We start from the raw sequence: 20,695 nt of genomic DNA on the forward strand, positions 1-20,695 counted from the left end.
ACCGAGTGCGAACGCCGTTGCGGGCCCATCCCGCCGCGGCTCCTCGTCCGTTGAAAACTCAAACCTTCTCGACCTGCGCGAAGTCGAGCTCCACGCCGGTGGCGCGGCCGAAGATCGTGACGCTGACCTTGACCTTGCTCTTCTCGTAGTTGACCTCTTCGACCGCACCATTGAAGTCGGTGAAGGGGCCTTCCTTGACGCGCACCAGCTCGCCCACGGTCCACTCGACCTTGGGCTTGGGCTTGTCCACGCCTTCCTGCATCTGGTTGACGATCTTCGCCACCTCGGCGTCCGAAATCGGCGCCGGGCGGTTCTTGGCACCGCCGATGAAGCCTGTGACCTTGTTCGTGTGCTTCACGAGGTGCCAGGACTCATCGGCCATCTCCATCTCGACGAGCACGTAACCCGGATAGATGCGGCGCTCGGTGACCGTCTTCTTGCCGTTCTTGAGCTCCACCACTTCTTCGGTGGGCACCAGGATGCGGCCGAACTTGTCCTGCATGCCGGCGCGGTCGATGCGCTCGCGCAGGTTGCGCTCGACGGCCTTCTCCATGCCGGAGTAGGCGTGCACGATGTACCAGCGCTTGTTGCTGGCGGCGGCCGGCGCCGTGGCGGGGGCTTCGTGGGACTCGGTCATCGTCGTCTCTTCTCGTTGCACCGGACTCAGTTGCGCCAGCCGAGGATCAGGCCATAGAGCACCCACTCCAGCGTCTTGTCGGTCAGCCACAGGAACAGGGCCATCACGAACACGAATGCGAACACGTAGCCCGTCATCTGCAGGGCCTCCTTGCGGGTGGGCCAGACGACCTTCTTGGTCTCGCGGACGGCGTCGCGGCCGAAGGCGGCGAGTTGCTTGCCGCTCTCGGAGGTGAAGAACACCGCCACCGCAGCAGCCAGCAGCACCAGCAACGCGACCACGCGCACCCACAGGCTTTGCTGCGCAAGGCCGTAGAAGGCGCCGATCGAGCCAACGAGCAGCACGGCGGCGGCCGCGAGCTTGGCCTTGTCGGCGCCCGTGGAGACGGTTTCGACTTCGGTTTGGGTGGACATGGAAACGGTTCTCGTCAGCGCCCGCGATCGGTGCCTTGCATCAGGCGCAAAACCCGCAGGGCGCGGGCCTTGCGGGTTGGTGGGCTCGGACGGGTGTCCGGCGGCCCTGGTTCAGGTGGCAGGGGCGGAGGGAATCGAACCCCCGACCTTCGGTTTTGGAAACCGGCGCTCTACCAATTGAGCTACACCCCTGCGGAAAACGTGGGCCCTTATTCGATGATCTTGGCCACGACGCCCGAGCCCACCGTGCGGCCACCCTCGCGGATGGCAAAGCGCAGGCCCTCTTCCATGGCGATCGGCGCGATCAGCTTGACCGTGATGGCCACGTTGTCGCCCGGCATCACCATCTCCTTGTCCTTCGGCAGCTCCACCGCCCCCGTCACGTCCGTCGTGCGGAAGTAGAACTGCGGACGGTAGTTGTTGAAGAACGGCGTGTGCCGGCCGCCCTCTTCTTTGGAGAGCACGTAGATCTCGGCCGTGAAATGCGTGTGCGGCTTGATGCTGCCCGGCTTGCACAGCACCTGACCCCGCTCCACCTCTTCACGCTTGGTGCCGCGCAGCAGGATGCCCACGTTGTCCCCAGCCTGCCCCTGGTCCAGCAGCTTGCGGAACATCTCCACGCCCGTGCACGTCGTCTTCAGCGTCGGCTTGATGCCCACGATCTCGATTTCCTCGCCAACCTTGATCACGCCGCGCTCCACCCGACCCGTGACCACCGTGCCACGACCCGAGATCGAGAACACGTCCTCCACCGGCATCAGGAACGCGCCGTCAATCGCACGGTCCGGCGTCGGGATGTAACTGTCCAGCGCGTCGGCCAGCCGCATGATGGCGCCTTCGCCGAGCTCGCCCTTGTCGCCTTCCATCGCCAGCTTGGCGCTGCCCTTGACGATCGGCGTGTCGTCACCCGGAAAATCGTACTTGGACAGCAGCTCGCGCACTTCCATCTCGACGAGCTCCAGCAGCTCCGCGTCGTCGACCATGTCGCACTTGTTCAGGAACACGATGATGTACTTCACGCCCACCTGGCGCGCCAGCAGGATGTGCTCCCGCGTCTGCGGCATCGGGCCGTCAGCGGCCGAGCACACCAGGATCGCACCGTCCATCTGCGCCGCGCCCGTGATCATGTTCTTCACGTAGTCGGCGTGCCCCGGGCAATCCACGTGCGCGTAGTGACGGTTGGCCGTCTCGTACTCCACGTGCGCCGTGTTGATCGTGATCCCCCGCGCCTTCTCCTCCGGCGCCGCATCAATCTGGTCGTAGGCCTTGGCCTCGCCGCCAAACTTGCTCGCCAAAACCGTCGTGATCGCCGCCGTCAGCGTCGTCTTGCCGTGGTCCACGTGACCGATCGTGCCCACGTTCACGTGGGGCTTGGTGCGCTCGAACTTACCCTTGGCCATGTCTGGAGCTCCTGGCTGAAAACCGAACGAGAGAAGAAAAACTGCGGAAGCAGGAAACTGGTGCCCATGGCGGGAATCGGACCCGCGACCTCTCCCTTACCAAGGGAGTGCTCTACCACTGAGCCACATGGGCATCGTCACGGGCCTGTCGGCCTGGGGTGCGCGGCCATGTGACCGGCAGGCCCGTAACGACGACTTGAGAAACGCTGCGTGGACCAAAGCTCCTGGAGCGGGAGACGGGAATCGAACCCGCGTCATTAGCTTGGAAGGCTAAGGTTCTGCCATTGAACTACTCCCGCGACGCCGCCAGAACGAGACCGGCGCGACCGGGACTCTCTGGTGGAGGAGGCTGGATTCGAACCAGCGTAGGCGTAAGCCAACAGATTTACAGTCTGCCCCCTTTAGCCACTCGGGCACCCCTCCGGAGAGCCCGTGACTATAGCATGCCGGTGCTGCGGTCAAGCAGCCGGCGGCAGCGCCCAGCGCACGGGCGGCTGCCCTGCCGCCTGCAGAAGGCGGTTCGCCTGGCCGAAGTGCCCGCAGCCCACAAAGGGCTGCGGCGGCCGCCGCGCCGCCAGGGGCGAGGGGTGGTTTGCAAACAGCGTCACCACCGTCCGGCGTTCGGTCGGGCAGGCCCGGGTCCAGTGCTGCTGCGCGTGAGCGCCCCACAACAGCACCACGAGGGACCGGCCACGCTCCAGCAAAGCCTGGCATATCATAGAAGTAAGCGATTGCCAACCCAATGCGGCATGGCTCCCGGCCCGGCCTTCCTCGACCGTCAGCGTGGTGTTCAGCAGCAGCACACCCTGTTCCGCCCAGGCACGCAGCGAGCCGTGCCCGGGTGGTGCCAGCCCCAGATCGCGCTGGAGTTCGGCATGGATGTTGCGCAAGCTCGGCGGCACGCGGCAGTCCGGGGGCACCGAAAACGCCAGGCCCTCGGCCTGGCCCGGCCCATGGTACGGATCCTGCCCCAGAATCAGCACCCGGGTTGCGGCGCAGGGCGTGAGCTGCAGTGCCGCCAGCGGATCCGCCGGGTAGACCACGGCACCGGCGGCGATGCGGGCGTCGACGGCGGACAGCGTGCTGCGGCCCGCGTCGCTGTCGCGCCAGCGCTGCAGCAGCGGCGCCCAATCGCCGTAGAACGCCAGCGAGCCCGTCAGCCGGGCGGCGAGCGAGCCCCGCAGCGGGTGGCCGGCCGCCATGGCCGCGTCAGGCGAACAACGCGGAGAGCGCGGCGCCCGGATCGGGCGCGCGCATGAGGGCCTCGCCGACGAGGAAGGCCTGGACACCCGCCTCGCGCATGCGGCGCACGTCGGCCGGGGCAAGGATGCCGCTCTCGGTGACGAGCAAGCGGTCGTCAGGCACCCGGGCCTGCAGGTCCAGCGTCGTCTGCAGCGAGACCTCGAAGGTCTTGAGATTGCGGTTGTTGATGCCCACCAGCGGTGTCTTCAGCCGCAGCGCGCGCGCCAGCTCGGCCTCGTCGTGGACCTCCACCAGCACGTCCAGGCCCAGCGCGTGGGCGCAGGCTTCGAGCTCGGCCATCCGGGCGTCGTCGAGGCAGGCGGCAATCAGCAGGATGCAGTCGGCCTGCCAGATGCGCGCCTCGTAGACCTGCAGTTCGTGGACCATGAAATCCTTGCGCAGCACCGGCAGTGCGCAGGCGGCGCGCGCCTGCTCGAGGAAGGCCGCCGAGCCCTGGAAATGGCGCTCGTCGGTGAGCACGCTCAGGCACGCGGCGCCGCCCGCCGCGTAGGAGGCGGCGATCTCGGCCGGCACGAAGTGCTCGCGCAACACGCCCTTGCTCGGGCTGGCCTTCTTGACCTCGGCGATGACCGCAGGCCGCCCTGCGCCCACGCGGGCGCGCAGCGCCGCGGCGAAGCCGCGCTCACCCCCCGCGCGGGCGGCGGCCTCGGCCCGGGAGCGCCAGTCGGCCAGCGGCTGGGCGGCCAGGGCAGCCGCGATCTCGGCGTGCTTGACCTCGACGATGCGCTGCAGGATGTCGGACATGGGGCGATTGTCGCCGGCGGCCTTCAGACGCGCGGGCCCGTGCGCTCGACGCCGAGCCGCTGGGCCAACACGTCGGCCAGCGCGCTGATCTGCGCGATGGGCGTCGGGCCGCGCGCTGGGCGGTCGAGCAGCCGGGCGACACGGCCACGCTGGCGGTGGCGCAGGTCGATGGCCACATGCGTGCGGCGCTCGCCCGCGGCCGTCGCGATGCTCCAGCCGTCGCCGTCCAGCACGACGGCCTCGCCGCGCTGCCCCATCGGTTCGACGCGGCGAGCGGCGAAGTCCACGCGCCAGCCCGCACCCGGGCGCCGCCACAGACCGTGCAGCACCAGGCCCGCGAGCACCGCGGCCATGGCCAAGGCGGCCAGGGTGTCGCGCCAGGCCCAGTCGCTGCGGTAGGCCAGCACGCCGAGCGCCGTGCCGGCCAGGCCGAGCACGGCGCCGGTCGGGTGCGGCTCCAAGCGTGCCAGCGTCAGCACGGCCTGGCGCTGCGCCGCGGCCACCAGTTGCGGCAATGCCAATTCGGTCTTCATGCTGGCGTCCGGCGCATCAGGCCGCCGGCCGCAGGCGCTGCGTGCAGGCCACGAACTGGCTGAGCCTGGCCCTGGCCTGGCCCGAGGCCACCGCCTCGCGCGCGCGCTTCACGCCTTCGGTGACGCTGGCCGCCGTGCCGGCGCAATACAGCGCAGCCCCAGCGTTGAGCAGCACGATGTCGCGCACCGGACCCTCCTCGTTGGCCAGCGCGCGCTGGATGCAGGCCACGCTCTCCTCCTTGTTGGCCACCTTGAGCACGCGGCTGTCGTAGACCGGCAGGCCGAAGTCGCTGGGGTGCACGGTGTACTCGCGCACGCTGCCATCCTTGAGCTCGCCCACCATCGTCTCGCCCGACAGCGAGATCTCGTCCATGCCGTTCATGCCGTAGACCACCATCACGTGCTCGCTGCCCAGGCGCTGCAGCACGCGAACCTGGATGCCCACGAGATCGGGATGGAAGACGCCGAGCAGCTGGTTGGGCGCGCCCGCGGGGTTGGTGAGCGGGCCCAGGATGTTGAAGAAGGTGCGCACGCCCAGCTCCTTGCGCACCGGCGCCGCGTGCTTCATGGCCGCGTGGTGGTTGGGCGCGAACATGTAGGCGATGCCGGTCTCGGCCAGGCACTCGGCCACCTGCTCAGGCATCAGCATGATGTGGGCGCCCAGCGCCTCGACCACGTCGGCCGAGCCGCTGGTGCTGCTGACGCTGCGGCCGGCGTGCTTGGCCACGCGCGCGCCCGCGGCGGCGGCCACGAACATGCTGGCGGTGCTGATGTTGAAGGTGTGCGAGCTGTCGCCGCCGGTGCCGACGATGTCGACCAGGCCCGTGCGGTCGGCCACCGGCACGGGGGTGGCGAACTCGCGCATCACCTGGGCCGCGGCGGCGATCTCGCCCACGGTCTCCTTCTTCACGCGCAGGCCCATCGACAGTGCGGCAATCATCACCGGGCTCATCTCGCCGCTCATGATGCGGCGCATCAGCGCCAGCATCTCGTCGTGGAAGATCTCGCGGTGCTCGATGACGCGCGTGAGCGCCTCGGTGTCGGTGATGCTCATGGGGCTGGCTCCTCAGTGCAGCGCGGCGCGGATGATGGGCAGGGCGCGTTCGATGTCCTCCCGGCTCACGTCCAGGTGCGTGACCAGGCGGATGCGGTACAGGCCCGTGCAAAGCACGCCTGCGGCCCTGAGGCGCTCCACCAATCCCGCGGCCTTGGCCGGCGCCACGTCGACGAACAAGATGTTGGTCTGCGGCGTCGCCACGCTCACGCCGTCCAGGCCCTGCAGGCCCTCGGCGAGCCGCCGCGCGTTCGCGTGGTCTTCGGCGAGACGCTCGACATGGTGCTCCAGCGCATGCAGCGCCGCCGCGGCCAGCACGCCGGCCTGGCGCAGGCCGCCGCCGAGCATCTTGCGCACGCGGTGGGCGCGATCGACGAGCTCGCGCGAGCCCACCAGTGCCGAGCCCGCCGGCGTGCCCAGCCCCTTGCTGAAGCACACCGAGACGCTGTCGAAAGGCGCCGCCAGCTCGGCCACGGGCCGGCCGCTGGCCACCGCGGCGTTGAACAGGCGCGCGCCGTCCAGGTGCGTGGCCAGGCCGCGGCCGTGCACCAACGCGCAGGCCTGCTCGACGTAGGCCTGCGGCAGGATCTGGCCGCCCCAGGTGTTCTCCAGCGTCAACAGGCGAGAACGCGCGAAGTGAGCGTCATCGGGCTTGATGTTGGCCTCGATGTCGGCCAGCGGGATGGACCCGTCGGCCTGCTGCGCCAGCGGCTGCGGCTGGATGCTGCCCAGCACCGCGGCGCCGCCGCCCTCCCAGCGGTAGGTGTGGGCCAGCTGGCCAACGAGGTATTCGTCGCCGCGCTGGCAGTGCGCCATCAGGCCGCAGAGGTTGCTCATGGTGCCGGTGGGCAAGAAAAGGGCCGCCTCCTTGCCGAGCAGCGCCGCGATGCGCGCCTGCAGCGCGTTGACGCTGGGGTCGTCGCCAAACACGTCGTCGCCGAGCTCGGCGCGGGCCATCGTGTCGCGCATGGCCGGCGTGGGCCGCGTGACAGTGTCGCTGCGCAGGTCGATGGGCTTCACCGCACGTGCTCCAGGAAGTTCTTCAGCATCGTGTGGCCGTGTTCGCTGAGGATGCTCTCGGGGTGGAACTGCACGCCCTCCACCGGCAGGCCTCGGTGGCGCAGGCCCATGATCTCGCCGTCGTCGGACTCGGCCGTGACGAGCAGATCCTGGGGCAGCGACACGCGCTCGATGGCCAGCGAGTGGTAGCGGATGACCTCGAAGTGCTCCGGCAGCCCGGTGAACACGCCCTGCCCGTCGGTGCGGATGGTGCTGGCCTTGCCGTGCATCGGCACCTGCGCGCGCACGACCCGGCCGCCCAGCGCCGCGCCGATGGCCTGGTGGCCCAGGCACACCCCCAAGAGCGGCAACCGGCCGGCGAAGTGGCGGATGGCCTCGATGCAGATGCCGGCCTCGGCCGGGCTGCAGGGGCCGGGCGAGAGCACGAGATGGTCGGGCTTGAGCGCCGCGATGCCGTCGACGGTGATCTCGTCGTTGCGGAACACGCGAACCTCCTGGCCGAGCTCGCCGAAGTACTGCACCAGGTTGAAGGTGAAGCTGTCGTAGTTGTCGATCATCAGCAGCATGGCCGGGCCCCCCGTCGGGCAGCCCCAAGGGGGGCCTGCGCCCCCTCGGGGGGCAGCGAACTCAGTGAGCGTGGGGGCATCAGAACCCCTCCTCGACCAACTCCGCGGCGCGGATCAGCGCGCGCGCCTTGTGCTCGGTTTCCTTCCACTCCAGCTCAGGCACCGAGTCGGCCACCACGCCGGCCGCGGCCTGCACATACAGGGTATGGTCCTTGACGATGCCGGTGCGGATGGCGATCGCCAGGTCCATGTCGCCGGCAAAGCTGACGTAGCCGCAGGCGCCGCCGTAGATGCCGCGCTGCACCGGCTCGAGCTCGTCGATGAGCTCCATGGCCCGCACCTTGGGCGCGCCGCTGAGCGTGCCGGCCGGGAAAGTGGCGCGCAGCACGTCGAGCTGGCCCACACCCGGCTTGAGCCGGCCCTCGACGTTGCTGACGATGTGCATGACGTGCGAGTAGCGCTCCACCTCGAAGGCCTCGGTCACCTTGACGCTGCCGGTGACGGCGATGCGGCCGATGTCGTTGCGCGCCAGGTCGATCAGCATCAGGTGCTCGGCGCGCTCCTTCTGGTCGGCGCGCAGTTCGGCCTCCAGTCGCGCGTCCTCTTCGGGGGTGGCGCCGCGCGGGCGCGTGCCGGCCAGCGGGCGGATGGTCACCTTGCGGCCGCCGCCGGCGGACTCGGGCGCGCGCTCCTCGCGCACCAGGATCTCGGGGCTGGCGCCGACGATGTGGAAGTCGCCCATGTCGTAGTAGTACATGTAGGGCGACGGGTTCAGCGAGCGCAGCGCGCGGTACAGCGACAGCGGGCTCTCGGTGTAGCGCTTCTTCAGGCGCTGGCCGATGACGACCTGCATGCAGTCGCCTGCCGCGATGTAGGCCTTGGCGCGCTCCACGGCCTGCATGAGTTGCTCTTTCGAGGTCTCGCGCTCGACCGCGTACGAGGCGCCACGCTTCACGGCCGGCGCCGTGACGCTGTAGCGCAGCCGGTCGGCCAGCTCGCCCAGGCGGCGGCGCGCGCGGTGGTAGGCCTCGGGCTGGCCGGGGTCGGCCCAGACGATGAGATACAGGCGCCCCGACAGGTTGTCGATCACCGCCACCTCTTCCGTGAGCAGCAGCTGCAGGTCGGGCGTGCCGATGCCGCCGGGCTTGTGCACTTTGGCCAGCTTCGGCTCGATGTGACGCACGGTGTCGTAGCCGAAGTACCCGGCCAGCCCACCGCAGAAGCGCGGCAGGCCGGCGGCGATGGCCGGCTTGAGCCGCTCCTGCCAGCGCTCGACGAACTCGAGCGCGTTGCCTTCGTGCCGTTCGACGACGGCGCCGTCGGTCACGACTTCGCACACGCGCCCGGTGGCGCGCAGCAGCGTGCGCGCCGGCAGGCCGATGAAGCTGTAGCGCCCGAAGCGTTCGCCGCCCACCACGCTTTCGAGCAGGAAGCTGTGTCGGGCACCGCCGGCCAACTTGAGGTAGAGCGACAGCGGCGTCTCCAGGTCGGCAAAGGCTTCCTGGATGAGCGGGATCCGGTTGCAGCCCTGGCGGGCGTGGCTCTGGAACTCGAGTTCGGTGATCATGTCGGCAACTCTCGTCGTTATGGGGCCTGCAGCAGACCCGGCGGCATCGGCAGGGTCAGACCGAGCGGCGCCAGGGCCAGGCTCCCCGGCTGCTGGAGCCGGTGCGCTTGGCCGCTGTCTTGACGAGGGCGAACATGAGAAACAACACGAATTCAGTTTAGCCGATGCTCTCGACCTGCCGGCTCTGCTGGTAGGCCGCACCGAAACGGTTGGCCAGGAAGTCCGGCAGCGCCACCTGCTCCTGGCGGATGAAGCCCTGATGCGGCAGCCTGCCTTCGCGGAACAGGTCGACCGCCGCGCAGATGCCGGCGGCGGTGGTGATCTGGATGGCCGACAGCGGCGCCGTGTCGGAGCGGTCGGCGAAGATCTTGCGCGCGAACACCTCCTGCACCAGGCTGCCGCCGCGCAGTCCGCTGACGGTGACGAACACCAGCACGACATCCTGCATGGTGCTGGGGATGCTCTTGCGCAGGATGGCCTTCAGCGTCTCGGTGTCCTGGCTGAGCTGCAGCTCTTCGAGCAGCATCTTCATCAGGTCGCGGTGCCCGGGGTAGCGCACGCTCTTGTAGTCGAGCGTCTGCACGCGGCCGGCCAGCGTGTCGCACAGGGTGCCCAGGCCGCCGCTGGTGTTGAAGGCCTCGTACTCGGTGCCGTCGAGGCTGAAGTGCTCCAGGCCCTCCAGCGGCAGCACCTCGATGTTGCGGCCACCGCGGATGGCCTCGCAGGGGTGGCAGTACTCGTTGATGAGGCCGTCGACGCTCCAGGTGAGGTTGTACTTGAGGGAGTTGGTCGGGAAGGCCGGCAGCGCGCCGACCCGCATCTTCACCTCGTGCAGGGTGTCGAAGCCCTGCGCGAGGTGGTGGGCGACGATGCCGATGAAGCCTGGCGCCAGACCGCACTGCGGCATGAAGGCCGTGGGCGCGCCGTCGGCCAGCTGCTGGATGGCGCGCGTGGCGGCCACGTCTTCGGTGAGGTCGAAGTAGTGCACGCCGGCCTGGCGCGCAGCGGTGGCCGCGGTGGTGGCCAAGTGGTAGGGCAGTGCGTTGACGACCGCGTCCTGCCCGCTCAGCACGGCCCGCACGCCGTCCACGTCGGCGGTGTCGGCCCTGCGCGTGGCCACACCCGCGCAGCCTGGATCGGCGCTGATCCTGGCCAGCGCCGCGGCACTGCGGTCCACCACCGTGACGGCGTAATCGCCGCTGCCGTGAAGAAGCCGGGTGATGGTCTGGCCGATGTGGCCGGCGCCGAGCAGGGTGATGCGCATGGTTTCCTCCGAGGTGAACGAGCCGGAACTGCCGGGCAGTCTAGGCAGCGTTCATGTCGAAAGAAACGGTACGATCGTCGAAACAACGGGGTTCTTCATCGAATCGACGAGATGCACCCGACGAATCGTCACCCTCTACAGCAAGCCTTCGGCCTTGAGCTTCTTGCGGTACTCGCGGGCCTCGGCACGGCGCGCCTTCGTGGCGTCGGCCTCGTAGGCCTCCACGGCCTGCTGGCGCAGCAGCAAGGCTTCTTTCAGCGCGTCCTTGAAGCGCTTCTGGGTGTAGGTGTTCTCCGTGCCGATGTAGACGCTCTTGCGCTGCGGCGTGCGGCCAAAGCGCGGGATCAGCACCGCGAGGCTGCAGTCACGCAGGTCGGAACCCAGCCGTTGTCGCACGATAGGACCGGAGATGCCCACCGGCAGGGCGCTGCGCTTGTTGACACTGGGGCCCCGCTGCAGCAAAGACGGGGCCGGCAGTTCGGCAATGCGTTTGAGCAGCTCCTTGGTGGCCAGCCGCAAGGACTGGGCGGCACCGCTGCCGTCGTTGGTATGGTCCGAGTAGAGCTTGGTGCCACCATAGCGGAGTTGCCAGCCGTGGGTGGCGCGGTGGTCGATGCGCTGGATGCTCTGCGGCACCTCGAACACATGACCGCTGAAGATGGTGACGGTGCGCGTCTTCACATGAGGCCCCTGGATGTTTACCGGTCGAGTCTCCCCCTGAAAGGAAACGGGGCGCTCTGCGGCGCCTCGGCGAAACGCGACTGCGCTCCGGGCGAGGCCGTGCAGTTGCGGTGGAGCCGCGAATGTATTCCATGCCGGAAACGCGCTCCCTCCCGAGCTTCCCGCTCTGTGGCAGATCTGACACGATGCGGATCGACGACCTTGACCGCCGCCTGATCGCCCTGCTTCAAGGCGACGCCAGGGCGTCCGCAGCCGATCTTGCGCGCCGGCTCGGCGTCGCCCGAACCACGGTGCTGGCGCGCGTGGCCAGGCTCGAGCGCCAGGGCGTGATCATCGGCTACACCGTGCGCCTGGCCCATGACGGCGACGGTGCCGGCGTCGAGGCCTACGTCGGCATCAGCGTCTCGCCGCGCAGCGGTGCCGGCGTGACAGCGCGGCTCGCCACGCTGCCCGAGCTGCGCCAGCTCAGCAGCGTCAGCGGCGAGTTCGACTACCTCGCCCTGCTGCGCGCCGACAGCACGACGCGCCTGGACGCCCTGCTCGACGAGATCGGCGGCTTCGAGGGCGTGCTCAAGACGACCACGCACGTGGTGCTGGCACGGCGCATCGACAGGCTCTAGACCGGTGTTCCGGCCTCGTCAGCGCGCCAGCTCGGCGCGCATCGCGTCGATCACCGCCTTGTAGCTGGGCTGGTCGAAGATGGCACTGCCCGCGACGAAGGTGTCGGCGCCGGCAGCGGCTACACGGCGGATGTTGTCGACCTTGATGCCGCCGTCGACCTCGAGCCGGATGTCGCGGCCGGACTGGTCGATCAGCTTGCGGGCCTGCTCGCACTTGCGCAGGGTGTGCTCGATGAAGCCCTGGCCGCCGAAGCCGGGGTTGACGCTCATCAGCAGGATCACATCGAGCCGGTCGATCGTCCACTCCAGCACGTCCAGCGGCGTGGCCGGGTTGAACACCAGCCCGCACTGACGGCCCTCGGCCTTGATCAACTGCAGCGTGCGGTCGACGTGCGTGCTGGCATCGGGGTGGAAGGTCACGATGTCGGCGCCGGCCCTGCAGAAGGCCTGGGCCAGCGCATCCACTGGCTGCACCATCAGGTGCACGTCGATCGGCACCGCCGTGTGGGCGCGCAGCGCCTGGCACACCATGGGCCCGAAGCTGAGATTGGGCACGTAATGGTTGTCCATCACGTCGAAGTGGATCCAATCGGCCCCGGCCTCGATCACGGCGCGAACCTCCTCGCCGAGACGGGCGAAGTCGGCACTGAGCAGGCTTGGGGCGATGCGGTGGCGGGGCATGTCGGGCATTCTAGGAGGGGCTTCCTAGAATCGCGCCATGATCAAAGCCCCCCGCGCCCGCGCCGTGTTCAGCTGCAGCGTGCGCGTGCAGTACCTGCCCGAGCAGTCGCAGGAGCCTGACGGTCCCTACGCGTTTGCCTACACGGTCACCATCCGCAACAGCGGCGCCGTCGCCGCGCAGCTGGTGGCGAGGCAGTGGGTCATCACCAACGCCCGCGGCCAAGCCGAGGAGGTGCGCGGCCTGGCTGTGGTCGGCCGCCAGCCGCTGCTCAAGCCCGGCGAGCAGTTCGAATACACCAGCTGGACCCGCATCGACACGCCGCACGGCACGATGCGCGGAACCTTCTTCTGCATGAGCGAGGACGCCCACCCCTTCGACGTCCCGGTGCCCGAGTTCACGCTGGTGCACCCGAACGCGCTGCACTGACGGCGTCAACGGGGCGGCGGGGCCGGCGGCTCGTCCTCATCGTCGCGGCGCTTGCGGCCCGAGAACATCGTCCACCAGACGGCGAACAGCAGCAGCGAGAGCGCGATCAGCGCCTCCAGGATCAGCAGCCACATGGCGGTCGCGATGCGTGGACGGCGTCAGGCTGAAACGACGATGCGGCCGCTGCCCTGCGCCTTGGCTTCGGCCAGCGCGGCGGCGGTCCGTTCGAGCGTGCGCTCCATCGGCTCGCCCGCCATGTGCTCGGCCAGTCCCGCTGAGAGCGTCACGCCCACGGTGGCCGCACCGTGGACGATGCGCAGCGCCTCGAGCCGCCATTGCAAGCGCTCCAGGCCGCCACGGGCCAGCGCGGCGCGGGTGTCGCTCATCATCAACAGCAGCTTATCCCCACCCCAGCGCGCCAGCACGTCCGACACCCGCACCTGGCGCTGCGCCTCCTGGGCCAGCGCCGAGAGCACGGTGTCGCCCACCGCATAGCCGTGGGCCTCGTTCACCGGCTTGAAGCGGTCGATGTCGAGCAAGGCCAGGCAGAAGCTCTGGCCGCTGCGGATGCAGCGCTGGTGCTCCTGAGCCATGAGCCCGAGCATGTGGCGCCGGTTGATGAGGCCGGTGAGCTCGTCACGCGTGGCCGACTCGCGCAGCCTCGCCAGCGCCTGCGCCAGCTCGGCCCGTTGCTGCCGCGCGCGGTGACGGATGCGCGACAGCCGCCCGGCCAGCAGCGACACCGCCGGCATCATCGTGGCCACCAGCAGGAAGTGGCCAACCTCGATGACCAGCGGGTACAGCCGCGGCTGCGTCACCGTCATCACCGCCATCGCGCTGCCGAACAGCAGCACGGCGTACACGCTGAGCCAGCGCATCTGCCGCGGCGACACGACGAACATGCCGAACATCAGCACCACCATCACCACCGGGAAGACCGCGCCCCGGCCCGCGCCGAGCAGCGTGTAGGCCACAGCGCCACTGGAGAGCGCGAACAGGATCTGCGGCACTGTCAGCGATGGCTCTGCCCAGCGCCGCGACAGCCCGCTGCGGATGAGCACGAAGAACGCCAGCATGCCGCCCAGCGTGACCGCCGACCACAGGGCCACGGGCCGCACCGGCGCCACGCCGACGGCAGCGAAGTAGTGCATGGCCACCACGCCGGTGGCCATCAGCACCAGCGCAAGCCCCGCCTGCGCCAGCCGCACGCGTTGCACCGGGTCAGTGGTCAGGAGGGCGTCCAGCAGCGGCTTCATGGCGGGCGGCGAGCGTAGCACCGCGGCGCGGTGCGGCGCCCCGGCGTTCAGGCCGATGGCCGCAAGTGCTGCAAGGGCAGCGCGCCGCCGGTCTTGACCTCGCCGAGGCTGAAGCGGGTGTGCAGGTCCTTCACGTTGGGCAGCTTGAACAGCACATCCAGCGCCAGGCGCGAGAAAGCGTCGAGATCGGTGGCCACCACGTGCAGCTCGAAGGTGCCGGTGCCGCTGATGTAGTGACAGCCCAGCACCTCGGGCCGCGCGCGGATGGCGTCTTCGAGCGCGCGCGTGCTCTCACTGTTGTTGCGCTCGCAGTCCAGCCGCACAAAGGCCAGCACGCCCAGGCCGAGTTTGCGCCGGTCGAGCTCGGCACGGTAGCCGGTGATGTAGCCCTGCTCCTCGAGCCACTTCACGCGTCGCCAGGTGGGCGCGGCGCTCAGGCCGATGCGGGCGGCGAGCTCGGCGTTGGTCAGCCGAGCCTCGGCCTGCAGCTCGGCCAGGATGGCCAGGTCGTAGCGGTCGAGGGTCGCGCCCGGCTCGTCCACGCCAACCTCGGTTGCGGCAAGGGTTACCCCCAATTTCGGCTTCTTCGGCGTCATGGCTCCTCCTGGGGCTGCAACGAAGCATAAAGCTTGCGCACAAGGCCCAGCCGCGGGGGAAAAACGCAAGGACATGTGCGACCGATCTGCCTACACTGCCGCGCAGGCCCGGAGCTGCTGGAACACCCCGGCACCACCCCCGGGCGTGGAGACGCACGCATGAACGCTCCCTTGCCCGAACACGTCCGCAAGGCCCTGCAGGCCGCCACGCTCGACGACAAGTACAGCCTGGCCAGCGGCCGCGCCTTCATGAGCGGCGTGCAGGCGCTGGTGCGGCTGCCGATGCTGCAGCGCCAGCGCGACGTGCTGGCCGGCCTGAACACCGCCGGCTTCGTGAGCGGCTACCGCGGCAGCCCGCTCGGGGGCTATGACCAGGCGCTGATGGCCGCCAAGAAGCACCTGGCGCAGCACCACGTCGTCTTCCAGCCCGGCGTGAACGAGGAGCTTGGCGCCACGGCCGTGTGGGGCACCCAGCAGCTCGACCTGTACCCGCAGACGAAGAAGTACGACGGCGTCTTCGGTATCTGGTACGGCAAGGGCCCGGGCGTGGACCGTTGCTCCGACGTCTTCAAGCACGCCAACATGGCCGGCACCAGCCGCCACGGCGGCGTCATCGCCATTGCCGGCGACGACCACGTGGCCAAAAGCAGCACCGCAGCGCATCAGAGCGACCACATCTTCAAGGCCTGCGGCCTGCCGGTGTTCTTTCCGAGCGGCGTGCAGGACATCCTCGACATGGGCTTGCACGCCATCGCCATGAGCCGGTTCTCGGGCCTATGGAGCGGCATGAAGACCATCCAGGAGGTGGTCGAGAGCAGCGCCAGCGTCGTCGTCGACCCCGAGCGCGTGAAGCTCGTGCTGCCGGAGGACTTCGCGATGCCGCCGGGCGGCCTGCACATCCGCTGGCCCGACGCGCCGCTGGAGCAGGAGGCGCGGCTGATGGACTACAAGTGGTACGCCGCGCTCGCCTATGTGCGCGCCAACCGGCTCAACCACGACGTCATCCGCACGGACCGCGACCGCTTCGGCATCATCGCCAGCGGCAAGGCCTACAACGACACGCGCCAGGCGCTGGCCGACCTGGGCCTTGACGACTCCACTTGCCGCGCCCTCGGCATACGCCTGCACAAGGTGAACGTGGTGTGGCCGCTGGAGGCCACCATCACGCGCGACTTCGCCACGGGCCTGCAGGAGATCCTGGTGGTGGAGGAAAAGCGCCAGGTCATCGAGTACCAGCTCAAGGAAGAGCTCTACAACTGGCGCCCCGACGTGCGCCCCAACGTGCTGGGTAAGTTCGACGAACCCGAGGGGGACGCCACTGGCGGCGAATGGAGCATGCCCAACCCGAGCGAGAACGGGCTGCTGCGCGCCAAGGCCGATCTCTCGCCCGCGATCATCGCCAAGGCCCTGGCCAGGCGACTCAAGAAGCTCGGCGTGCCGGAAGACATCGAGCGCCGCATGGCACAGCGCCTGACGGTGCTCGACGCACGCGCGCGCGAGCTCGCCGTGCTCAAGACCGACACCGGCGACCGCGCTCCCTGGTTCTGCAGCGGCTGCCCTCACAACACCAGCACGCGCGTGCCCGAGGGCAGCCGCGCCGTGGCCGGCATCGGCTGCCACTACATGGCCGTGTGGATGGACCGCAGCACCAGCACCTTCACGCAGATGGGTGGCGAGGGTGTGCCCTGGGTCGGCCAGGCGCCGTTCACGACCGAGAACCACGTGTTTGCCAACCTCGGCGACGGCACCTACTTCCACAGCGGCCACCTGGCCATCCGCCAGAGCATCGCGGCCGGCGTGAACATCACCTACAAGCTGCTCTACAACGACGCGGTGGCCATGACCGGCGGTCAGCAGGTGGGCGAGCGGCCCGAGGGCCACAGCGTGCTGCAGATCCAGAAGAGCCTGGTCAGCGAGGGCGTGAAGAAGCTCGTGATCGTCACCGACGAACCGGCCAAGTACCAGGGCGCGGCGCTGGAGGCCGGCGTCACCGTGCACCACCGCGACGAGCTCGACCGCATCCAGCGCGAGCTGCGCGAGGTCCCCGGCACGACGGTGCTGATCTACGACCAGACTTGCGCCACCGAGAAGCGCCGCCGCAGGAAGCGCGGCAAGATGGTCGACCCGGCCAAGCGCGTCGTCATCAACGAGCTGGTCTGCGAGGGCTGCGGTGATTGCTCGGTGCAAAGCAATTGCCTGAGCGTGGAGCCGCTGGACACCGAGTTCGGTCGCAAGAGACGCATCAACCAGAACTCCTGCAACAAGGACTTCTCCTGCGTCAAGGGCTTCTGCCCGAGCTTCGTCACCGTCGAGGGCGGGCAGCTGAAGAAGCCCAGGAAAGAGAAGAAGGGCACGCTCGACGGCCTGCCGGCACTGCCCGAGCCGGCGCTGCCGCTGTCCGTGGGTGGCAGCGAGCGCGCATGGGGCATCGTGGTGGGCGGCGTCGGCGGCACCGGCGTCATCACCATCGGCCAGATCCTGGGCATGGCTGCACACCTCGAGGGCCGGGGTGTGGTCACGCAGGACGCCGGTGGCCTGGCGCAGAAGGGCGGCGCCACCTGGAGCCACATCCAGATCGCCAACCGCTCCGACGCCATCCACACCACCAAGGTCGACACCGCACAGGCCGACCTCGTGATCGCCTGCGACAGCATCGTCGGCGCCAGCAAGTACACCCTCACGGTGATGCAGCACGGCCGCACCTACGTGGCGCTCAACACCCACGGCACGCCGACAGCCGGCTTCGTGAAGAACCCGGACTGGCAGTTTCCCGGCAGCAACTGCGAGACCGTGCTGCGCGCCACCGTCGGCGAGGGCCTGGTGGGCGCCTTCGATGCCGAGCAGGTGGCCGAGCAGCTGCTCGGCGACAGCATCTACACCAACCCGCTGATGATGGGCTACGCCTGGCAGCAGGGGCGCATCCCGCTGAGCCTGGCCGCCATCCTGCGCGCCATCGAGCTCAACGGCGTGCAGGTCGAGAACAACAAGGCCGCGTTCGAATGGGGTCGGCGCTGCGCCCACGACCTGGCCTCGGTCACCGCCCTCTTCAAGGCGCAGCAGGTGATCCAGTTCGCCAGGAAGCCGTCGCTGGACGAGCTGCTCCAAACTCGCGTGGCCTTCCTCACCGGCTACCAGGACGCTGCCTACGCGCAGCGCTACGCCGGCTTCGTGGAGAAGGTGCGCGCGGCCGAAGCGCCGCTGGGCGGGGGCACGCCGCTGGCCGAGGCCGTGGCGCGCTACCTCTTCAAGTTGATGGCCTACAAGGACGAGTACGAAGTCGCGCGGCTGCACACCGACGCGGCCTTCACGGCCAAGATCGACGCGATGTTCGAGGGCGACTACAAGCTCGTGCACCACCTGGCGCCGCCGCTGCTGGCAAAAACCAACGAGAAGGGCGAGCTGGTGAAGCGCCCTTACGGCCCCTGGATGCGCACGGCCTTCGGCCTCCTGGCCAGGCTCAAGAGCCTGCGCGGCACGGCGCTTGACGTCTTCGGCCGCACCGAGGAGCGTCGCACGGAGCGCGCGCTCATCGCCCGCTACGAGTCCACCGTCACCGAGCTGCTGAAGACGCTCGCCGCAACCAACCGCACGCAGGCGGTGGAGATCGCGCGGCTGCCGGAGGACATCCGCGGCTTCGGCCACGTGAAGCTGCGCCACCTCAAGGCCGTGGAGCCGCGCTGGGACGCGCTGATGCAGCGCTGGCGCGCAGGACCCGTGGGCGACGGGCGCCGCGCCTTTTGAGCGCCAGGCCCGGGGCCATTCCGGCGCTGGCAGCGGCCCGCCGCGCCGTGCGACCGCGCCGCGCGGTCTGGCTGGACGGCGAGCGCGTGGGCTGCGTGGCCGAGCCGCACCTGCCCTTGCTGGCGGCCGAGGTCGGGGCGTTCGAGGTCGGCGCCCAGCGCGTAGACATCGTGCTGCCGCCAACAGAACGCCAGGCCCAGTTGGCCCGGCTGCACCACGGCTGGCACGCCCAGGGCGCCATCGTCGGCTGGCGCGACGAGCCCTACGCCCTGGCGCCGCTCGACGGCCCGGCCGCCGGCACGCCGCGCGTGGCCATCGAGCGCGCGGCGTCGCGCTTCTGGGGCAGCCTCACCTTCGGCGCGCATGCCAACGGCTTTGTGCGCGGGCCCGATGGGCGGGCGGCCGCGCTGTGGATCGCGCAGCGTTCGTCCAGCAAGCCCACCGACCCGGGCCTGTTCGACAACCTGGTGGGTGGCGGCGTGCCGCTGGGCCAGCGGCCGGCCGAGACGCTGGTGCGCGAGGCCTGGGAGGAAGCCGGCCTCGCGGCCGACCTGGCCACGCGCGCCACGCCGGTGCGCGTGCTGCGCATCGAGCGCGACATCCCGGAAGGCCTGCAGCGCGAGCGGCTTTACGCCTTCGACCTCGAATTGCCTGCGGGCCTGACACCACAGAACCAGGACGGCGAGGTGCAGGGCTTCCGCCTGCTGGCCCTGCAAGACGCCCTGGCACTGGCCCTGGGCGAGGCCATGACGGTGGACGCGGCGCTCGTGACGCTGGACTTCGCGTTCCGTCACGGCGTGCTGCCGGCCGCGCTGGCCGAGTCCTGGCGATCTTTCCTCGCCAGTCCATGCTGATTCCGCCTTGCCGGCAGCTCTGCAAGTGCTGTCGGCGCGACGCCTGGGGGAAACCCCCGGTTGCCGCAACGCGTCCGGGCGGTGACAGTCCCGCAGTTCAGCGCGTGTCCTGGACATGCCCGAATCAAGAACCCCGCCACCCGGAGACCACCCCATGAGCGACCCCTCCACCGCGGCCAAGCGCCGTGGCTTCCTGAAGACTGCCGCGGCCGGCGCCGTCGGCTCGGCCGCGATGGCCGCGCCGATGGTGTCGATGGCCCAGACCACGACCTTCCGCTTTCAGAGCACCTGGCCGGCGCGGGACATCTTCCACGAGTACGCCAACGACTTCGCCAAGAAGGTCAACGACATGGCGGGCAACCGCCTGAAGATCGAGGTGCTGCCCTCGGGCTCGGTGGTGCCGGCCTTCCAGTTGCTCGACGCGGTGAACAAGGGCACGCTCGATGGCGGCCACGGCGTGCTGGCCTACCACTACGGCAAGGCCAACGCGCTGGCCCTGTGGGGCAGCGGCCCGGCTTACGGCATGGACCCGAACATGGTGCTCTCGTGGCACTACTACGGCGGCGGCAAGGCGCTGCTGGAGGAGATCTACAAGTCGCTGAACATCGACGTGGTCTCTTTTGTCTATGGCCCGATGCCGACGCAGCCGCTGGGCTGGTTCAAGAAGCCCATCGCCAAGGTCGACGACCTCAAGGGCCTGAAGTACCGCACCGTCGGCCTGGCCATCGATGTGTTCAAGGAGCTGGGTGCTGCCGTCAACCCGCTGCCCGGCGGCGAGATCGTGCCGGCGCTGGACCGCGGCCTCATCGACGCGGCCGAGTTCAACAACGCCACCTCCGACCGCATCCTGGGTTTCCCCGACGTGGTGAAGAACTGCATGCTGCAGAGCTTCCACCAGAGCGGCGAGCAGTTCGAGATCCTGTTCAACAAGGACAAGTACAACGCCCTGCCCGCCGAACTGAAGTCGGTGATCGACTTCGCCGTGCAGGCGGCCAGCGCCGACATGTCCTGGAAGGCCATCCAGCGCAACAGCCAGGACTACATCGAGCTCAAGACCAAGGACAAGGTCAACTTCTTCAAGACGCCCGACGCCGTGCTGCGCGCGCAGCTGGCGGCCTGGGACAAGGTGACGGCCGCCAAGAGCGCCGAGCAGCCGATGTTCAAGAAGGTCATGGACAGCCAGCGCGCCTACGCCGAACGCGCCGGGTCGTGGCAGAACGACTACATGGTCGACTTCAAGATGGCCTGGAACCACTACTTCCGCGCCCGCAAGAGCTGAAGTCTCTTTCCGCCCGGCACCCGGGGGCCACCGTTGCCGCAAGGCCGGTGGCCCTCGGGCCGTCTGAGCCTTACCTGACTGTTTCCTGAATCACCGGAT

General features: G+C 69.3%; 20 protein-coding genes and 4 tRNA genes. 5 read left to right on the forward strand and 19 right to left on the reverse strand.

Annotated features, from left to right (window positions below; all coding sequences use genetic code 11):
• Positions 1 to 58 precede the first annotated feature (58 nt).
• From nusG to KA711_03740, 16 genes are all read right to left on the reverse strand, one after another.
• Positions 59 to 637 (reverse strand): transcription termination/antitermination protein NusG, encoded by a 579-nt coding sequence (nusG, locus tag KA711_03665; protein MCM0608080.1) that lies wholly within the window; start codon positions 635 to 637, stop codon positions 59 to 61.
• Positions 638 to 663: 26 nt separating this feature from the next.
• Entirely contained in the window at positions 664 to 1,050 is a 387-nt protein-coding gene (gene secE / locus KA711_03670; GenBank protein MCM0608081.1) for a preprotein translocase subunit SecE, read from the reverse strand.
• A 116-nt stretch (positions 1,051 to 1,166) separates the two neighbouring features.
• Positions 1,167 to 1,242: transfer RNA gene (locus KA711_03675), tRNA-Trp, on the reverse strand.
• Positions 1,243 to 1,259: 17 nt separating this feature from the next.
• Complete coding sequence (gene tuf, locus KA711_03680; protein ID MCM0608082.1) at positions 1,260 to 2,450, reverse strand: elongation factor Tu; 1,191 nt, start codon at positions 2,448 to 2,450, stop codon at positions 1,260 to 1,262.
• A gap of 58 nt (positions 2,451 to 2,508) precedes the next feature.
• Positions 2,509 to 2,583, reverse strand: a tRNA-Thr gene (locus tag KA711_03685).
• Between the two features lie 92 nt (positions 2,584 to 2,675).
• Positions 2,676 to 2,749 (reverse strand) — tRNA-Gly (locus KA711_03690).
• Positions 2,750 to 2,787: 38 nt separating this feature from the next.
• Positions 2,788 to 2,873, reverse strand: a tRNA-Tyr gene (locus KA711_03695).
• A gap of 35 nt (positions 2,874 to 2,908) precedes the next feature.
• The gene (locus KA711_03700; GenBank protein MCM0608083.1) at positions 2,909 to 3,652 is read right to left on the reverse strand and encodes a uracil-DNA glycosylase; all 744 of its coding nucleotides are present in this window, start codon (positions 3,650 to 3,652) and stop codon (positions 2,909 to 2,911) included.
• A gap of 7 nt (positions 3,653 to 3,659) precedes the next feature.
• Positions 3,660 to 4,457 (reverse strand): indole-3-glycerol phosphate synthase TrpC, encoded by a 798-nt coding sequence (trpC, locus tag KA711_03705; protein MCM0608084.1) that lies wholly within the window; start codon positions 4,455 to 4,457, stop codon positions 3,660 to 3,662.
• Between the two features lie 23 nt (positions 4,458 to 4,480).
• The gene (locus tag KA711_03710) at positions 4,481 to 4,990 is read right to left on the reverse strand and encodes a hypothetical protein (GenBank protein ID MCM0608085.1); all 510 of its coding nucleotides are present in this window, start codon (positions 4,988 to 4,990) and stop codon (positions 4,481 to 4,483) included.
• 16 nt (positions 4,991 to 5,006) lie between these two features.
• Positions 5,007 to 6,044 carry an anthranilate phosphoribosyltransferase gene (gene trpD, locus KA711_03715; protein ID MCM0608086.1) on the reverse strand — a complete coding sequence of 346 codons (1,038 nt, stop codon included), beginning with the start codon at positions 6,042 to 6,044 and terminating at the stop codon, positions 5,007 to 5,009.
• A gap of 12 nt (positions 6,045 to 6,056) precedes the next feature.
• Entirely contained in the window at positions 6,057 to 7,064 is a 1,008-nt protein-coding gene (gene ltaE, locus KA711_03720) for a low-specificity L-threonine aldolase (protein MCM0608087.1), read from the reverse strand.
• Complete coding sequence (locus KA711_03725) at positions 7,061 to 7,630, reverse strand: aminodeoxychorismate/anthranilate synthase component II (GenBank protein MCM0608088.1); 570 nt, start codon at positions 7,628 to 7,630, stop codon at positions 7,061 to 7,063. The genes ltaE and KA711_03725 overlap by 4 nt, the downstream gene beginning before the upstream one ends.
• Positions 7,631 to 7,709: 79 nt before the next feature.
• Positions 7,710 to 9,197: an anthranilate synthase component I gene (locus KA711_03730; protein ID MCM0608089.1), complete on the reverse strand. Its 1,488-nt coding sequence runs from the start codon at positions 9,195 to 9,197 to the stop codon at positions 7,710 to 7,712.
• A 157-nt stretch (positions 9,198 to 9,354) separates the two neighbouring features.
• A complete protein-coding gene (locus KA711_03735; protein ID MCM0608090.1) occupies positions 9,355 to 10,461 on the reverse strand; it encodes a saccharopine dehydrogenase NADP-binding domain-containing protein in 1,107 nt (368 codons plus the stop codon).
• 135 nt (positions 10,462 to 10,596) lie between these two features.
• Entirely contained in the window at positions 10,597 to 11,142 is a 546-nt protein-coding gene (locus KA711_03740) for a hypothetical protein (protein MCM0608091.1), read from the reverse strand.
• A gap of 185 nt (positions 11,143 to 11,327) precedes the next feature.
• Between KA711_03740 and KA711_03745 the strand changes: the two genes are divergently transcribed.
• Complete coding sequence (locus tag KA711_03745; protein MCM0608092.1) at positions 11,328 to 11,762, forward strand: Lrp/AsnC family transcriptional regulator; 435 nt, start codon at positions 11,328 to 11,330, stop codon at positions 11,760 to 11,762.
• A gap of 18 nt (positions 11,763 to 11,780) precedes the next feature.
• On the opposite strand, the gene rpe is transcribed toward KA711_03745, so the two are convergent.
• Positions 11,781 to 12,443 carry a ribulose-phosphate 3-epimerase gene (gene rpe, locus KA711_03750; GenBank protein MCM0608093.1) on the reverse strand — a complete coding sequence of 221 codons (663 nt, stop codon included), beginning with the start codon at positions 12,441 to 12,443 and terminating at the stop codon, positions 11,781 to 11,783.
• Between the two features lie 37 nt (positions 12,444 to 12,480).
• Here rpe and apaG point away from each other — a divergent pair, with 37 nt between their 5' ends.
• Positions 12,481 to 12,870 (forward strand): Co2+/Mg2+ efflux protein ApaG, encoded by a 390-nt coding sequence (gene apaG / locus KA711_03755; GenBank protein MCM0608094.1) that lies wholly within the window; start codon positions 12,481 to 12,483, stop codon positions 12,868 to 12,870.
• Positions 12,871 to 13,028: 158 nt separating this feature from the next.
• Here the strand turns inward: apaG and KA711_03760 are convergent, their stop codons facing one another.
• Both KA711_03760 and KA711_03765 read right to left on the reverse strand, forming a co-directional pair.
• Complete coding sequence (locus tag KA711_03760; protein MCM0608095.1) at positions 13,029 to 14,126, reverse strand: sensor domain-containing diguanylate cyclase; 1,098 nt, start codon at positions 14,124 to 14,126, stop codon at positions 13,029 to 13,031.
• Positions 14,127 to 14,173: 47 nt separating this feature from the next.
• Positions 14,174 to 14,722: an Lrp/AsnC family transcriptional regulator gene (locus KA711_03765; GenBank protein MCM0608096.1), complete on the reverse strand. Its 549-nt coding sequence runs from the start codon at positions 14,720 to 14,722 to the stop codon at positions 14,174 to 14,176.
• Positions 14,723 to 14,881: 159 nt separating this feature from the next.
• Between KA711_03765 and KA711_03770 the strand changes: the two genes are divergently transcribed.
• From KA711_03770 to KA711_03780, 3 genes are all read left to right on the forward strand, one after another.
• The gene (locus KA711_03770) at positions 14,882 to 18,463 is read left to right on the forward strand and encodes an indolepyruvate ferredoxin oxidoreductase family protein (protein ID MCM0608097.1); all 3,582 of its coding nucleotides are present in this window, start codon (positions 14,882 to 14,884) and stop codon (positions 18,461 to 18,463) included.
• A 17-nt stretch (positions 18,464 to 18,480) separates the two neighbouring features.
• The gene (locus KA711_03775) at positions 18,481 to 19,317 is read left to right on the forward strand and encodes an NUDIX domain-containing protein (protein MCM0608098.1); all 837 of its coding nucleotides are present in this window, start codon (positions 18,481 to 18,483) and stop codon (positions 19,315 to 19,317) included.
• A 154-nt stretch (positions 19,318 to 19,471) separates the two neighbouring features.
• The gene (locus KA711_03780) at positions 19,472 to 20,596 is read left to right on the forward strand and encodes a TRAP transporter substrate-binding protein (GenBank protein MCM0608099.1); all 1,125 of its coding nucleotides are present in this window, start codon (positions 19,472 to 19,474) and stop codon (positions 20,594 to 20,596) included.
• Positions 20,597 to 20,695: the final 99 nt, after the last annotated feature.

It is taken from the genome of Ideonella sp. WA131b, assembly GCA_023657425.1.
Classification (GTDB): Bacteria; Pseudomonadota; Gammaproteobacteria; order Burkholderiales; family Burkholderiaceae_C; genus Rubrivivax.